Genomic DNA, 15,495 nt, shown 5'->3' with positions numbered 1-15,495 from the left:
ACTGAAAACAAACACACTCTGAACAAAAAACGATGCCAAAAGATACAACACTTAGCGTTTTATTATAGCACGCCACTTTTCAATATCCAGAGGGAAGAGCCCCACTTCCCCCTCCAGAAACATGACAGAAACATTACTTCCAAAAACGCGCGGCAACCTCAACTCGCCGCACCGCAACATTATCGGTTCGCCAACTCCGCCTGCGCCTCGCGCAACAGTTGGTCCTGCTGCGAAGTCAACTCCCGATAGCGCACCCCGATCTCGTCGGACGACAGGCCGGCGGCGAACAACTGACTCAATTCCTGCTTCAAGGCGTCGTTCTTGACCTGGCGGATCGCCCCGCGCAGGAACGCCCGCACTGCATCAAAATCGGACTCGGACTCCTTGACCACTTCGGCGATGATGCCGTCGTACTCGTCGCCCTGCGACTTCAAATGTTGCGCGAACGCCGCAAAACTGCCGTTCGGCCCCATCGCCTGCGCCGCGCCCACCAGTTGCGCCAGCCGCTCGGCCGGCTCGGCGCCGAAGAACTCGAACGCTTTCAACGCCGCCGCATCGATATCGAGCGACAACGGCGGATGCGCCACCAGCAGCCGCACGATCTGCAATTCCAGCCCGACCGGCACCGGACGGCCGCTGCGGGGCGGCGCCTTGCGGGCCACCGCGACCGGCTTGGCCAGTTCGAACAGCACCTCGATCTCGGACGGCGTGGTCTGCGTCAGCTGCGCCAGGCCGCGCACGATCTGCAGGCGCAACGCCGTCGGCGTCATCGACTGCAGCAGCGGCTTGGCGTCGAACTGCGCGCGCGCCCTCCCCTCCGGACTTTGCAAATCATGCTCGCCAACCACTTCCTTGATCAGGAACTGCGACAGCGGCATCGCTTCGTGTATTTCCTGCTCGAACGCTTCCTTGCCATGCGCGCGGACATAGCTGTCCGGGTCGTGCTCGGTCGGCAAGAACAGGAACTTGATGGTCTTGTTGTCCGTCACGTGCGGCAGGCAGGCTTCCAGCGCGCGCCGTGCGGCGCGGCGGCCGGCCTTGTCGCCATCGAAACTGAAGATCACCATGTCGGTCTGACGCAACAATTTCTGTACATGATGGGTGGTGCAAGCCGTGCCCAGGGTCGCCACCGCTTGCGGGAACCCCATCTGGGCCAGCGCCACCACATCCATATAGCCTTCCGTCACCAGCACGTAACCCGCGTCGCGGATCGCCTGGCGCGCTTCGAACAAGCCATACAGCTCGAATCCCTTTGAAAATAAAGGCGTTTCGGGAGAATTCAAGTACTTTGGTTCGCCGTGGTCCAGGACCCGGCCACCGAAGGCGATGACCTGGCCTTTGGTGTTCTTAATAGGAAACATGATCCGCTCGCGGAAGCGGTCGTAGCGTTTGCGGTTGCCGCCATCTTCGTCGACCTTGTCGATGACCAGGCCGGCCTCGGCCAGCGCCACCGCCTCGTAGTCGGGGAAGATGCTTTTCAGGCCGTCCCAGCCGGCCGGCGCGTAGCCCAGGCCGAAGCGGGCGGCGATTTCGCCGGTCAGGCCGCGATTTTTCAGGTAGGCGATGGCGTCGGTGGCGCCGCGCAGCTGGGCGCGGTAAAAGTCGCAGGCCTGCGTCATCGCGTCGGACAAGGCCATGCTTTGCGCCTGCATCTGCGCGCGTTGCGCCGGCGGAATCTTGTCATCCTGCTCGGGCACCACCATGCCGACGTTCTGCGCCAGGTCTTTGACGGCGTCGACAAAGCCCATGCCGGAGTATTCGATCAGGAAGCCGATCGAGGTGCCGTGGGCGCCGCAGCCGAAGCAATGGTAAAACTGTTTGGTCGGGCTGACCGTGAAGCTGGGCGACTTTTCGCTGTGGAACGGGCACAGGCCCATGAAGTTCGCACCGCCTTTTTTCAGCTGCACGTAGCGTCCGACAACGTCGACGATATCGACGCGGTTCAGCAAATCGGAGATGAATGATTGTGGGATCACAGGGCTGAGCGGTCTTGGTAATTTTTCAGACTATACCGCCGCGCCGATCCGGTTTTGATGCGAATCAAGGCACGGCGGAGGTAAAAACGGCGCCAGGCACAACACCCGGGCGCCAACATGCCGCCAACCGGCGGCACGCTGATTATGCCGGGGACAACGCCTTCTTGACCAGTGCCGACACGACAGTCATGTCGGCGCGGCCGGCCAGCTTCGGCTTGACGATGGCCATGACCTTGCCCATGTCCTGCGGACCGGCGGCGCCCGAGGCGGCGACGGCGGCGGCCACTTCGGCGGCGATTTCCTCGTCCGACAGGCCGGCGGGCATGTAGGCGGTCAGCACGACCAGCTCGGCTTTTTCGATATCGGCCAGGTCCTGGCGGTTGCCGGCTTCGAACTGGGTGATCGAATCCTTGCGCTGCTTGATCATTTTTTCCACGATGGCGACGGTCTGGTCGTCGTTGACCTCGATACGCTCGTCGACTTCCTTGCGCTTGATCTCAGCGAGGATCAGGCGGATGGTGGCCAGGCGCGACGCTTCCTTGGCGCGCATCGCGTTTTTCATGTCTTCGGTGATTTGTTCTCTCAGGCCCATGTGGATTTCCCTCGGTAAATGATGGTGTATAAATGCGAAAACCCGCTGCGGATGACCGGAGCGGGTATCTTCTAAAACTCAACCCGCGGCGCAAGCGCCATGTTGCCGGGTTGGGTCTGCGTAAAGCAGAATTAGAACAGTTTTTTCGGCAGTTGCTGGCTGCGGATGCGCTTGTAGTGACGCTTCACTGCAGCTGCCAGCTTGCGCTTACGCTCAGCCGTTGGCTTTTCGTAGAACTCGCGTGCGCGCAGTTCGGTCAGCAGACCGGTTTTTTCGATGGTGCGTTTGAAGCGACGCATTGCGACTTCGAACGGCTCGTTTTCTTTAAGGCGAATAGTGGTCATGTAAAAATTCAAACCGTTTGAGGTTATAGGGAGAAAGAGACTATAGCAGCTTTTGCAGCAAAATGGAACCCCACAGGCCGCGTGGACGGCCCGTCATGTGGTTTTCCCTGCAAAAACAATGCGGCATCAGTGACACAACCTGAGGCAATCTTTCTATAACTTCAACGATTGCACAAGCGCCGCTACAGCAGGAACGACGAGTATATCAGACGGACTGGCCCGCCGCCACACCCGATGCCCACGCCCACTGGAAATTGTAGCCGCCCAGCCAGCCGGTGACGTCCACCGCCTCGCCGATGAAGTACAGGCCAGGCACCTTGGTGACCATCATGGTCTGCTGCGACAGCTCGCGGGTGTCGACGCCGCCGCGCGTCACTTCGGCCTTTTTATAGCCTTCCGAACCGTTCGGCGTCAGCGTCCACTGGTTGATGGCCGCGCCCAGCTTGCGCAGTTGCGCGTCGGGCATGTCGGCCAGGCGCGCGTCCAGCGCGAAACCGTGCGCCAGCAGCAAGCCTTCGGCCAGGCGCGCCGGCAGCCATTGAGACAATACATTGCCCAGCTGCTTCTTGATGGTGCCCTTGCCCTCGATCAGCGTAGCGGCCAGGTCCATTTCCGGGATCAGGTTGATGACGATGGGCGTGCCCGGCGTCCAGTAGCTGGAAATTTGCAGGATCGCCGGACCGGACAGGCCACGGTGCGTAAACAGCAAGTCCTCGCGGAAGCGTCCGCCGGTCGGGTTGCGGCCCTTGAAGGAACCGGTCTCGACATCGACTTCCAGCGCGATGCCGGCCATTTCGACGAACGGCGCCCAGGCTTGCGGGTCGAAGGTCAGCGGCACCAGCGCCGGGCGCGGCTCGACCATGCGCAGTTCGAACTGCTGGGCAATGCGGTAGCCGAAGTCGGTCGCGCCGATTTTCGGGATCGACAGGCCGCCGGTGGCGATCACCACGCTATCGGCTTCGATCGTGCCGCTATCGGTTTGCAGCACAAAGCCGCCTTCGCCCTGCTCCACGCTCTCGACCTTGCACGGCATCCACCAGTGGACGTCACCGGCGGCGCATTCGTCCTTGAGCATCTCGATGATCTGTTCGGCCGAGTCGTCGCAGAACAGCTGGCCGCGATGCTTCTCGTGGTAGCCGATGCGGTGCTTCTTGACCAGCGCGACGAAGTCGGCCGCCGTGTAGCGCGACAAGGCGCTCTTGCAGAAGTGGGGATTCTCGGACAGGAAGTTGGCCGGACCGGCGTTGATGTTGGTGAAGTTGCAGCGCCCGCCGCCGGAGATGCGGATTTTCTCGGCCAGCTTGGTGGCATGGTCGACCAGCACCACGCGCTTGCCGCGCTGGGCCGCCGTTGCCGCGCACATCATGCCGGCCGCGCCCGCGCCGATTACTGCCACATCAAACTTTGCCATTTTGGATTCCCATCAGATAAGGGGCGGTATTGTACGCGAGTCGCGCCGGCCGCCCCTACTTGGCGACCTTACTCGATCGGCTCGCTGACCCGCTGGCGCGACTGCAAGGTGCGCGACACCAGCAGGCATTGCGCCACCTGCTCGGCGATCGAAGGCGGCACCGGCACCTCGCCGCGCAGCACCGACGAGATCCACTCGGCGGTGGCCGCAGCGCTCTTATCCTCCGGCAGCACCGGCAGCTCGCCAACCTGGGTTTGCTTGGGCACCAGCGTCGTGCGCAGGCCGCCGTGGAACCAGTCGATCTGCTGCGCCTTGTTGGCGTTGGCCACCGTTTCGCCCTCCGTGCCGCGCATCAGGAAGGCGTCGCCGCGCTCGTGCAGCGCCGACGTGGTGAAGTATTCGCCCAGCATTTCCAGGTATTCAGGGTGGGTGTAGGACACCAGCCGCAGCGCCGGTCCGGCGAACGGCTGCATGATCTTCACGAGGGTGTGGGTCGAATTGCGCACGCCCAGGCGGCGCCGCAGCGACAGCATGTACGCCAGCTTCGGCGCCAGCGCGTCGATGGTGATGAAGGCAACGTGGCCCTTGGCCATCTCCTCCTCGGCCTCGGCGCGATGCCGCACCGCCGTCACGCCCAGCGCCTCGAATACCTCGGCGCTGGCGACGCGGCCCAGGTCATGGGCCACGCCGTGTACCAGCACCGGCACGCCTTCGCGCGCCAGCAGCATGGCCAGCAGCGGCGTCAGGTTGGCCATCTTGCGGGCGCCGTTATAGCTTGGAATACACACCGGCGCGAATTGCCCGGGCGGCGCGGTCAGCGGCTCGAACGCCCCCTCGGCGGCGTCGAGGAAGCCGGCGATCTCCTCCACCGACTCGCCCTTGATGCGCATTGACAACAAAATACCGCCCAGTTCCAGATCGGACACGCGTCCGTCCAGCATGGCTTGATAGAGGTCGTGGGCGTCATCACGCGTCATGCTGCGGGCGCCGTTTTTACCGCGGCCGATCTCCTTGATGAGTCGGGCGGCGAGGAAGGGTTCAGTGTTCGATATCGTCATGACATCAAGCTTATACGATTTTGCCGAAATGTGAAAAAACCTTACTGCCGGAACCGGTATTAGCTAATTCGGCTACACTATGTATCCCCTCGAAAAGAAATACAGTCCAATCATGATTTCCCCAGACATCGAAAATATCAACGTCACCTCGTTCGCGCCGATGCCGTCGCCCGAGGCCTTGCACGGCAAGCTGCCGCTGACCGACAGCGCGTCCGAGACCGTCATGAAGGGCCGCGAAGCCCTGCGCAGCATCATCGACCGCAAGGACAAGCGCCTGTTCGTGGTGGTCGGCCCGTGCTCGATCCACGACCCGGTCGCCGGTCTGGACTACGCCCGCCGCCTGAAGGCGCTGCAGGCCGAAGTGGCCGACACCATGCTGCTGGTGATGCGCGTGTATTTCGAAAAGCCGCGCACCACCACCGGCTGGAAGGGCTATATCAACGATCCGGACATGGACGACTCGTTCCGCGTCAACGTCGGCATGGAAAAGGCGCGCCAGTTCCTGCTGGACGTCTGCGAGATGGGCCTGCCGACCGCGACCGAAGCGCTGGACCCGATCTCGCCGCAATACCTGGGCGACCTGATCGCCTGGACCGCGATCGGCGCGCGCACCACCGAATCGCAGACCCACCGCGAAATGTCGTCGGGCCTGTCGACGCCGGTCGGCTTCAAGAACGGCACCGACGGCGACATCAGCATCGCCATCAACGCCATCCTGTCGTCGGCGCATCCGCACTCCTTCCTCGGTATCAATGCGCAAGGCAACGTCTCGATCGTGCGCACGCGCGGCAACGCCTACGGCCACGTGGTGCTGCGCGGCGGCGACGGCCGTCCGAACTACGATTCGGTGTCGATCGCGATCGCCGAGCAGGCGCTGGCCAAGGCCAAGCTGCCGGCCAATCTGGTGGTCGATTGCTCGCACGCCAACAGCTACAAAAAACCGGAACTGCAACCGCTGGTGATGGGTGACGTCATCCATCAAATCGTGCAGGGCAACCAGTCGCTGGTGGGCGTGATGATCGAATCGAACATCGTCGGCGGCAACCAGAAGATCCCGGCCGATCTGAGCCAGCTGAAATACGGCTGCTCGGTGACCGACGGCTGCATCGATTGGGAAACCACCGAAAAGATGCTGCGCGACGCGCATCAGCAGTTGTCGAAACGCCCGTAATTTAGCGCAGGCCGTTGGCGGCTCGGTGGCGGATTACGGCGTTCCGCCTAATCCGCCCTACGTGTCTCCGTGGTCACGACATGTCGCTCCCACGCGGAGGCACGTAGGGCGGATTAGCGCAGCGTAATCCGCCACAGCGCCGCCGGCGGCTCATTCTGCACCATTAACCGAACGCCATCACCCGCGTAGCAACACCGAACGAGCCGGCCAGCGCCGCCTCGGCCTTGCTGGCCGGGGCGCTCAACTCCTCCAGGTCCAGATAGACCTTGCAATCCTCGACCTTGACGGAGTAGCGCCGCGCCTCGCTCGCGCGCGGCTCGACGTCCACCGTCTGCAGCACCGCGAACACGCTTTCCTCGTCGGTGCGGTACAGCGCCACGCCCGGCAACTCCTGCCAAGCCAGTCCACGCGGCACAAGGCGCGCGCCGCTCAGCGGCACATCCTTCACTTTGCAAATCAGCTTCCATTGTTCCGACATAGCGCCCTCCGGCTGTCAACTTACTTGCCCTTCCCTAAGCAAAACTGGTGCCACACGGCAAATACGTTAAATCCGGGTCAAACCCTGTCCTATTGGCAAAATTGCGCACCCGGCCGGTGCGGTGCCGGCATCGGGTGGTGCGGCGATGCAAGGTCAACGGGCGCGCTTTCCATTACAATGGCGGATTACACTTTCACCTTGCAGCCCTTTCATGATCGTTCTCGGCGTCGAATCCTCCTGTGACGAAACCGGCCTTGCGCTGTACGACACGCAACACGGCCTGCTTTCCCACGCCCTGTATTCGCAGGTGACGATGCATGAGGAATACGGCGGCGTGGTGCCGGAACTGGCCTCGCGCGACCACATCCGCCGCGCCATTCCGCTGCTGACGCAAACCCTGGAAGGCGCCGGCAAGTCGCTGGCCGACATCGACGCCATCGCCTACACGCAAGGCCCCGGCCTGGCCGGCGCGCTGCTGGTCGGTTCGTCGGTCGCGTGCAGCCTCGGCCTGGCGTTGGACAAGCCGGTGCTGGGCGTGCACCACCTGGAAGGCCATCTGCTGTCGCCGCTGCTGGCGTCGCAGCCGCCGGAGTTCCCGTTCATCGCGCTGCTGGTGTCGGGCGGCCACACGCAGCTGATGCGGGTGGACGGCGTCGGCCAGTACACCCTGCTGGGCGAGACCCTGGATGACGCCGCCGGCGAGGCGTTCGACAAGTCGGCCAAGCTGCTGGGCCTGGGGTATCCGGGCGGACCGGCGATCTCCCGTCTGGCCGAGTTCGGCGATCCGACGGCCTACAAGCTGCCGCGCCCGATGCTGCACACCAAGGATTTCAATTTCAGCTTCTCCGGCCTGAAGACGGCGGTGCTGACGGTCGTGAAGAATCACGACGAGAAGGTCATCGCCAATATCTGCGAGCAGGACAAGGCCAACATCGCGCGCGGTTTCGTCGATGCGATCGTGGAAGTGCTGACGGCCAAGTGCGTGTCGGCGCTCAAGCACACGGGGTTGAAGCGGTTGGTGATTGCCGGCGGGGTTGGGGCCAACTCCCAGCTGCGGGCATCGCTGAACGACGCCGCGGCCAAGAAGAAATTCAAGGTGTACTACCCTGAACTGGAGTTTTGCACCGATAACGGCGCGATGATCGCCTTCGCGGGCGCGATGCGGCTGATGATCAACCCTGACGCGGCCAAACGCGATTATTCGTTCAACGTGCGACCGCGCTGGCCGCTGGACGAAATCAAGGTTGTCTAGGACAGGTCCTGGGTTTTTAGCCCTGGGCGAAGGCCATCGAGGCGAGCACGGCCAAGCCAACCAGCGGAATCAGGTATTTTCCCTTGACCTTACCGAGGGACACACCACGTGCGGCGATACGCTCGCTGCGCAGACGGTGTTCGTCGGCTGCCGATTCGTGGAACAGATTCGATTTTGCTTTGTCTTCAGTTGCGTTCATAACGTCCTCCTTAAGATTCGATCTTCTTCCTTTCTCAATAGCAATGCAATTGTCGTGCCAAGAAGATTGGACAAAGTTTGTCCTAATCGACCTATTCTAGAGATTTTTGTCTCAAAGACACCACACGATACGGCTGGGCAAGCACTAAAACTGTGCGGCCGCACCAATATTGTGGACTGAAAGCCGAGGAATCGAGCAAATACGTAGGGCGGATTAGCGCAGCGTAATCGGCCATGCGGCGTTTCGACGGCTCATGCATCGGCCGATTACGGCGTTCCGCCTAATCCGCCCTACGTGGAACAGTGGTAATTTTAATGCTGTGGTGAAAGCAAGTCCTCGCGCGGATAGCCCCAGCCGGGCACGCCTTGCGGACAGGCTCCTGCCGGCACGATATGCAACGTGGTGAAATTGCCGCGCGGCGTCAACGCGAACCGATAGTCCGACAAATCGCCCTTGGTCATGTCCAGCCAAGGCGCGCGCCCGAAACGCAGCCAGGCGTCTACCTGGCAATTGCCGTTTTTCAACGCACGCAGCCCGGCGAGACTGCCGTCCTTCGTCTCGAACTGCATCACCGACGGCGACAGCGCCCGCGCCGACGGCGATTCCACCAGCCCGGCCGGACACGAAAGCGGCGCCAGCCAGGTCGGAGCAATGCTCGCCACCCCGCGCCGCAAGCGGTAACTGCCCGCCGCCTCGTGGCTTTCGACACTGATATAACTCCAGCACAACGGCTGCGACGGGTACGCGGTCATCACCACGTCGAGCACGCGCGACGACGAATCGGCATGGTGCAGCGCCGAGACGATCAACCGCCTGCCCAGTTGAGAAGCGGCGCCCTGCACCGCGATAAAGCCGACGCTGATCCCCAGCGCCAGCAGCAAGCCCGCCCTGCCGTTGGCGCCGGCCCGCCACTGCGCCGCCCCGCACGCAAGCGCGATCAGCACCAGTACGCTCACCGACGGCCAACCTAGATACTGCCTTGAGGCAAAGAACATCAACGCCGCGAACAGCCCCGCCAACCCGAGCCAGCGCGCGAAACGCCAGCGCATGATCAGCGCCATCGGCGTGCCGATCGCCACCCAGAACAGCGGTTCGATGATAAACACCATGTCACCGAAGAACCAGCGGCCGCTGAACGGATACCAGGGATGCACACCGTACGAGTTGGTGTAATCCATCAACAAATGCAGCGCGAAGCCTGTCGTGATGCTCGCCGCCAAGCCCCAGCGCGCCGTGCGGCTTGACTTGAGCAGCGCCCGCGCCGACGGCCAGCATAGCCATAGCAGCGCCGCCAGCAGCAAGGCCTGCGGCAGCGCCAGCAACGCTGTGTGCGTATGGCCGCGATGGTGCAGCAGATAGCCCAACGGGTCGGGCAACAGCCGGGTCAGGAACAGGTCCAGGTCGGGGAAATTGCTGGCCAGCGCGCAGGAGACCAGCAACAGCCGGTGCCGCACGCGCTGAGCGCTGTCGTCCGCTTCGCGCGGCAGGCTGCGGTGTACCAGTTCTCCAACGCCGAAACCGATGATGCTATGAGTAATATTGTCCATGTACCTAGTCTTGATCGAGCAATTGCTGCAAACGGCGCGGGTAGTGGTTGAGGAAGTCGCGCGTGATGGCGAAATGCTCGGTGTCCTCGTAAGCCACTTCGGTGATGCCGGTGCCGTCGAACAGCAAAATCTTCGCGTTCGGATAGGCCAGCAGGATGGGCGAGTGCGTGGCGATGACGAATTGCGAATCGTCCCGCACCAGTTGATGGATCGCGCTCAGCGCCGCCAGTTGGCGATTGGGCGACAGCGCCGCCTCCGGTTCGTCCAGCAAATACAGGCCGTTGCCTTTGAACTTGTTCAGCAACACCGCCATGAACGCCTCGCCGTGCGAGCGCGCATGCAGCGAACCGCCATAGCTGGCGATATAAGGCAGCGTTTCCATATAGGTGGCGACATTGTGAAAGCTCTCCGCCCGAAAAAAATACTCGTCACGTGGCTTGCGGAAACTTTTCGAAAGCCGCAACGATTCATGCAGTGGAGCCGCTTCCCCGGCGCTGTTCAAGCGCACACTCTTCGTGCCGCCTTCCATGCTGAACCCCAGCGCCAGCGCGATCGATTCGAGCACGGTCGACTTGCCGGCGCCGTTCTCACCAATGAAAAACGTCACGTCCGGATGGAAGCTGATCGATTCCAGCTCCCGCACCGACGGCACGTTGTACGGATGCCGCTCCCAATCGACATCGTCGCCAAACTGCGCCGTGATCCGTTGCAGATACGGCTTGGCCGACAACGCCATCGGCTAGCGCTGCACGTCCACGCCGCGCCAGAACGCGATGTGGTCCTTGATCTGTGCCGCCTTTTCCAACGGCTGCGGGTAGTACCAGGCCGCGTTCTCGTTGTCCTTGCCGTCGACGCTGACGGTGTAGTAGCTGGCCAGTCCCTTCCACGGGCAGCGGCTGGTATGGTCGCTGGGCTTCAGGTACTCGGATTTGACCGCCGATGGCGGAAAATAGACATTGTTCTCGACGATCTCGACTTCGTCGTCGCTCGCTTGCGCGATGACGGCGCCGTTCCAGGTGGCGGTGGGCATCAGGGAATTCCTTTCAGTGTCGTTCAAGGACCGCGCCTTCGACGCGGTTGCGGCCGGCATGCTTGGCGCGGTAGAGCGCGTCGTCGGCCTGGCGCAGCAGGCTTTCGGCGTCGGCGATTTCCATATGGTCGAACGCGCCCACGCCGAAGCTGGCCGTCACCGGCAGCGGCCGCGCGCCGGCGTAATGCAGCTGCGCCTCGATCTTGACGCGCAGGGTCTCGGCGAACTTCAGCGCCCCTTCCAGCGGCGTATTCGGCAAGATCACGCACAGTTCCTCGCCGCCGTAGCGGCCGGCGATGTCGATCACGCGCACGCTCTCGCGCAACAGGCGGCCGACGCCGGCCAGCACCTGGTCGCCGGCGGAGTGCCCGTGTTCATCGTTGATGCGCTTGAAGTGGTCCAGATCGATCATCACCGCCGACAGCGGCGAACGGAAGCGCTTGGCGCGCGCCGCCTCGAAGCGCAGCCGCTGCAGCAGCGAGCGGCGGTTGTGCAGGCCGGTCAGCTCGTCGGTGGTGGCCAGCATTTCGAGCTCGCGCACGGCGTCGCCCAGGGTGCGCTCGCTGGCCCGCAATTCGATCAGCGCCATCACCTGGCGCCCCAGCCGCGACAGGATCGAGCGCTGCTCCTCGTCCAGGCCGCCAGGCTTGGTGTCCATCACGCACAAGGTGCCGATGGCGAAGCCGTCCGACGACGTCAGCGCCACGCTGCTGTACATGCGCATGTGCGGGGCCTTGACGGTCAGCGGCATCCGCGCGGTGCGGTAGTCCTCGGTCAGGTCGGGAATCTCGGTGGCGGCCTCGCCCAGCACCGCCAGCGAGCAATAGCTCTCGCCGCGCGGCAGCTCGCCCATGTGCATGCCCGCGCAGGATTTGATCCACACGCGGTCGGCGTCGACCAGCGACACGAAGGCATAGGGGACGTTGCAGATGCGCGCCGCCAGCTCGGTGAGGAAGCTGAAGTCTTCGCAGGCGGGGGTGTCGAGGATGTCGTAGCGGTGCAGCGCGGCCAGCCGGAACTGGTCGGCTGGCGGGCGGGAGGTGCTCAGCGTGTGTACGTTGTCTGCGGCCAGCATAGGGTTCCCGGGTAACGACGTGGTTTTATTATAAAAGGATGCTGCCAGTTAATTTTATAACAAAACCAGGAGTCACGGCGGGCAGCCGCGCCGCTGACCCGCATATTTTTACGCTTGCGCCATGATCTCGCGCAGCGCCTTTTCAAACACGGCGGCCGGCTGCCCCCCGGAGATCAGATGGCGTTCGTTGATGATCACGGCCGGCACCGAGTTGATGCCGTGGCGCTGGAAGAACTGCTCGCGCTCGCGCACCTCGGCCGCATAGCGGTCCGATTGCAGCACCTCGGCGGCGACGGCGGTGTCCAGGCCCACCTCGCCGGCCACGCGCAGCAGCACCTCGTGCGAGCTGGGATCGTCGCCCAAGGTGAAGTAGGCGGCGAACAGCGCCTCCTTCAGGGCGCGCTGCTTGCCCGCGTCCTCGGTGTCGGCCCAATGCAGCAGGCGGTGGGCGTCGAAGGTGTTGTAGATACGGCTACGCTTGTGCATGGCAAAATCGAAGCCCACCTCGGCGCCGCGCGCGCGGATCATGTTGCGCGCCTGGTCCTGCTGTTCCGGCGTGGAACCGTATTTCTCGGTCAGGTGTTCGTCGATGTTCTGGCCTTCGGGGGCCATCTGGGGATTGAGTTCGAACGGCTGGAAATGCAGGCTGACATCGGCCTCGCCACCGATGTTGTCCAGCGCTTGTTCCAGCGACTTGAGGCCGATCGCGCACCACGGGCAGGAAACATCGGAGACGAAATCGATTTTGACAGGAGTGCTCATGCGGGGCCTTTGCTGAAAGTGATAAGCCAGCATATAGCGGCGCTCGTCTCAAATTCAAGCGCCGGCCCCTTGAAGACTTTATTTTTTGGCTTTGACAGCGTCTTTGCTCTTGCTGCCGATGCGGCTTTCCTTGCCGGCGATCAAGTTCGAGATGTTGTTACGATGACGGAAAATCAACAGCACGCACATGATGAACACGGCAGCCAGCTGCGGATCGAAGCCGAACAGCAAGCCGTAGTAGAACGGCGCGAACAGCGCCGCGATCAGCGCCGCCAGCGACGAGTAGCGGAACGCGAACGCCACCGCCAGCCAGGTGACGAAGGTCGCCAGGCCCAGCCATGGATTCAGGCCCAGCAGCACGCCCAGCGCGGTCGCCACGCCCTTGCCGCCGACAAAGCGGAAGAACACCGGCCACAGATGGCCCAGGAACACGGCGATCGCCACCAGCGCGATGGTGGCGTCGCCGATCTGCAACTGCTGCTCGTAGCGCATGGCCAGCCACACCGCCAGCCAGCCCTTGGCGCCGTCGCCGATCAAGGTGACGATGGCGGCCGCCTTGTTACCGCTGCGCAAGACATTGGTGGCGCCGGGGTTTTTGGAACCGTAGGTGCGGGGATCGGCGATGCCGAACAACTTGCTCGTGATCACGGCAAACGAGATCGAACCGAGCAGATAGGCGGCTACGGTCATCCAAACTGTATTCATTGTTTCCTCAAAAAATGTGACGTCCCGGATGAACGCCGACGCCGGAAATACCATTAAAACACGTAGGGCGGATTAGGCGGAACGCCGTAATCCGCCAATGCATGCGCCGTCGAAACGCACGCATTGGCCGATTACGCTGCGCTAATCCGCCCTACGTGGATCAGTGGTCATCCGGCGGGGATGGTGAATATACACTGCCAAGGCTCAGTCGGCCAGAGCGCAGTGGACGGGCTTGGCCCCCAGCAGGTCGACCAGCACTTGCGGCGCGATGCCGACCAGATAGCCCTTCCTGCCGCCATTGATATAAATGGTTTCCAGCGCAAGGATGCTATCCTCGACGTACACCGGCAGCGCCTTGCGGGTGCCGAACGGCGACGTACCGCCGATCTGGTAGCCGCTGTGGCGCGTGGCCACGTCCGGTTTGCAGGGCTCGACCGACTTGCAGCCGATGCCGCGCGCCAGGTTCTTGGTCGATACCTTGCAATCGCCGTGCATCAGCACGATCAAGGGTTTGGCGGCCTCGTCCTGCATGACCAGGGTCTTGACGACGTGGTGTTCGTCCACGCCCAGCTCGCGCGAGGACACGCTGGTGCCGCCGTGCTCCTCGTAGTCGTAGGGATGCTCGGTGAAAACGACCTTGTGCTTGCGCAGAAACTGCGTCGCCGGGGTCTCGGAGATGTGCTCTTTTTTGGCCATGCGTGATACGCTGTTCGTGAAGGTTGTCGTCTACAGGAGTTTCTCATTATGCAGCAGGAAATTCGCTTTGCCACTTTCAATGTTTGCAATCTTTCCCAGCCTGGGGCGAAATTGTACGACAACTTGGCGCCGCTCACGCCGGACCAATACCAGGCCAAGGTGCTGTGGACGGCCCAGCAGCTCGACCAGCTCGACGCCGACGTCGTCGGTTTGCAGGAGGTGTTTTCGATGGCGGCGCTGCGCGACGTGCTGGCCGCCAGCCGCCGCTACCGCGAAGCGTCGCTGTCCGGCTTCGACCCGGCGCCCGATCCGTTGACCGGCGAACCGCGCCTGACGCCGCAGGTGGCGCTGATCTCGCGCCTGCCGCTGGCCGCGCCGGCCCACGCCTACCAGCTGTTCCCCGACGGTGTGGCCATGCCCGAGGGCAACCGCGACGCCGACCGCTTCGCCCGCGCGCCGCTGCACGCGCAGGTGTTGCTGCCGGACGAGCGCGTCATCGACGTGCTGGTGATTCATCTCAAATCCAAGCGTCCCGACTACCGCCATGGCGACCCCGGCGACGAGGCCATGCTGTACGCGCAAGCCAACCTGCGCTCGCTGATACGGCGCGGCACCGAGGCGGTGGCGCTGCGCGCGCTGCTGAGCCAAATGGACCGCGACGGCCGCCGCCCGCGCATCGTGCTCGGCGACTTCAACGACACCGCCGACGCGGTGACCACCACCATCGTCATGGGCTCGGGCTGCGTGGGGCTGGCGGACGAAGAGCTGAGCGGGCGGCTGTTCGACAGCAACCAGATCCAGCGCGGCCGCGACCGTCTGCGCCATGTCGGCTACACCAACATCCACGAGGGCCATTACATGACCATCGACCACGTGCTGGTGTCGGAGGAATTCAACCCGGCGTCGCGCTTCGCGGTCGGCGAGGTGATGGACGTGACGTATCTGAACGACCATCTGCTGCAGGCCAAGCCGGAGGCGTCCGACCACGGGCAGGTGCTGGTGCGGGTGCGGATGTATGACGAGCGCAGGGGCCGTGAGCGGGCCACTGAGATGTAGCTGGCGTTAACGTGGTGACACGTAGGGCGGATTAGGCGGCACGCCGTAATCGGCCAATCCGAGTGCCGTCGAAACGCATGCATTGGCCGATTACGCTGCGCTAATCCGCCCTACGTGTTTTAGATTGTTTCAATCGTCCGAGG

The 15,495-nt window shown here is 63.0% G+C and carries 17 protein-coding genes; 3 read left to right on the top strand and 14 right to left on the bottom strand.

The window, feature by feature from the left end; translation table 11 throughout:
* Positions 1-179: 179 nt before the first annotated feature.
* The 5 genes from dnaG to ybiB form a co-directional block, all read right to left on the bottom strand.
* Positions 180-1,976, bottom strand: a complete 1,797-nt coding sequence (dnaG, locus tag NHH88_06765; protein USX15479.1) for a DNA primase — start codon at positions 1,974-1,976, stop codon at positions 180-182.
* A gap of 142 nt (positions 1,977-2,118) precedes the next feature.
* Complete coding sequence (locus tag NHH88_06760) at positions 2,119-2,568, bottom strand: GatB/YqeY domain-containing protein (protein USX15478.1); 450 nt, start codon at positions 2,566-2,568, stop codon at positions 2,119-2,121.
* Between the two features lie 131 nt (positions 2,569-2,699).
* The gene (rpsU, locus tag NHH88_06755) at positions 2,700-2,912 is read right to left on the bottom strand and encodes a 30S ribosomal protein S21 (protein USX15477.1); all 213 of its coding nucleotides are present in this window, start codon (positions 2,910-2,912) and stop codon (positions 2,700-2,702) included.
* A gap of 205 nt (positions 2,913-3,117) precedes the next feature.
* Positions 3,118-4,323, bottom strand: a complete 1,206-nt coding sequence (locus NHH88_06750; protein USX15476.1) for an NAD(P)/FAD-dependent oxidoreductase — start codon at positions 4,321-4,323, stop codon at positions 3,118-3,120.
* A 68-nt stretch (positions 4,324-4,391) separates the two neighbouring features.
* Positions 4,392-5,381 (bottom strand): DNA-binding protein YbiB, encoded by a 990-nt coding sequence (gene ybiB / locus NHH88_06745; protein ID USX15475.1) that lies wholly within the window; start codon positions 5,379-5,381, stop codon positions 4,392-4,394.
* Positions 5,382-5,493: 112 nt separating this feature from the next.
* Between ybiB and NHH88_06740 the strand changes: the two genes are divergently transcribed.
* A complete protein-coding gene (locus NHH88_06740) occupies positions 5,494-6,552 on the top strand; it encodes a 3-deoxy-7-phosphoheptulonate synthase (protein ID USX15474.1) in 1,059 nt (352 codons plus the stop codon).
* Between the two features lie 163 nt (positions 6,553-6,715).
* Here NHH88_06740 and NHH88_06735 read toward each other — a convergent pair whose 3' ends face one another.
* On the bottom strand, positions 6,716-7,030 hold the full coding sequence (locus NHH88_06735; protein USX15473.1) for a hypothetical protein: 315 nt from the start codon (positions 7,028-7,030) through the stop codon (positions 6,716-6,718).
* A gap of 211 nt (positions 7,031-7,241) precedes the next feature.
* On the opposite strand from NHH88_06735, the gene tsaD reads away from it, so the two are divergent.
* Positions 7,242-8,282, top strand: a complete 1,041-nt coding sequence (gene tsaD, locus NHH88_06730; protein ID USX15472.1) for a tRNA (adenosine(37)-N6)-threonylcarbamoyltransferase complex transferase subunit TsaD — start codon at positions 7,242-7,244, stop codon at positions 8,280-8,282.
* 16 nt (positions 8,283-8,298) lie between these two features.
* Here the strand turns inward: tsaD and NHH88_06725 are convergent, their stop codons facing one another.
* The 8 genes from NHH88_06725 to NHH88_06690 form a co-directional block, all read right to left on the bottom strand.
* On the bottom strand, positions 8,299-8,481 hold the full coding sequence (locus tag NHH88_06725; protein USX15471.1) for a hypothetical protein: 183 nt from the start codon (positions 8,479-8,481) through the stop codon (positions 8,299-8,301).
* A 311-nt stretch (positions 8,482-8,792) separates the two neighbouring features.
* On the bottom strand, positions 8,793-10,028 hold the full coding sequence (locus tag NHH88_06720; protein ID USX15470.1) for a metal-dependent hydrolase: 1,236 nt from the start codon (positions 10,026-10,028) through the stop codon (positions 8,793-8,795).
* 4 nt (positions 10,029-10,032) lie between these two features.
* The gene (locus NHH88_06715) at positions 10,033-10,764 is read right to left on the bottom strand and encodes an AAA family ATPase (protein ID USX15469.1); all 732 of its coding nucleotides are present in this window, start codon (positions 10,762-10,764) and stop codon (positions 10,033-10,035) included.
* Positions 10,765-10,767: 3 nt separating this feature from the next.
* The gene (locus tag NHH88_06710) at positions 10,768-11,058 is read right to left on the bottom strand and encodes a DUF427 domain-containing protein (GenBank protein ID USX15468.1); all 291 of its coding nucleotides are present in this window, start codon (positions 11,056-11,058) and stop codon (positions 10,768-10,770) included.
* 13 nt (positions 11,059-11,071) lie between these two features.
* A complete protein-coding gene (locus tag NHH88_06705; GenBank protein USX15467.1) occupies positions 11,072-12,133 on the bottom strand; it encodes a sensor domain-containing diguanylate cyclase in 1,062 nt (353 codons plus the stop codon).
* A 108-nt stretch (positions 12,134-12,241) separates the two neighbouring features.
* Positions 12,242-12,895: a DsbA family oxidoreductase gene (locus NHH88_06700; protein ID USX15466.1), complete on the bottom strand. Its 654-nt coding sequence runs from the start codon at positions 12,893-12,895 to the stop codon at positions 12,242-12,244.
* A gap of 78 nt (positions 12,896-12,973) precedes the next feature.
* Positions 12,974-13,600: a glycerol-3-phosphate 1-O-acyltransferase PlsY gene (gene plsY / locus NHH88_06695; protein ID USX15465.1), complete on the bottom strand. Its 627-nt coding sequence runs from the start codon at positions 13,598-13,600 to the stop codon at positions 12,974-12,976.
* A gap of 204 nt (positions 13,601-13,804) precedes the next feature.
* Complete coding sequence (locus NHH88_06690) at positions 13,805-14,296, bottom strand: aminoacyl-tRNA deacylase (protein USX15464.1); 492 nt, start codon at positions 14,294-14,296, stop codon at positions 13,805-13,807.
* Between the two features lie 48 nt (positions 14,297-14,344).
* On the opposite strand from NHH88_06690, the gene NHH88_06685 reads away from it, so the two are divergent.
* Complete coding sequence (locus NHH88_06685; GenBank protein USX15463.1) at positions 14,345-15,352, top strand: endonuclease/exonuclease/phosphatase family protein; 1,008 nt, start codon at positions 14,345-14,347, stop codon at positions 15,350-15,352.
* The last annotated feature ends 143 nt before the right edge of the window (positions 15,353-15,495 follow it).

The organism is Oxalobacteraceae bacterium OTU3CAMAD1 (genome assembly GCA_024123915.1).
Taxonomy (GTDB): domain Bacteria; phylum Pseudomonadota; class Gammaproteobacteria; order Burkholderiales; family Burkholderiaceae_D; genus Rugamonas.
This window is presented reverse-complemented; position numbering and strand designations above follow the sequence as displayed.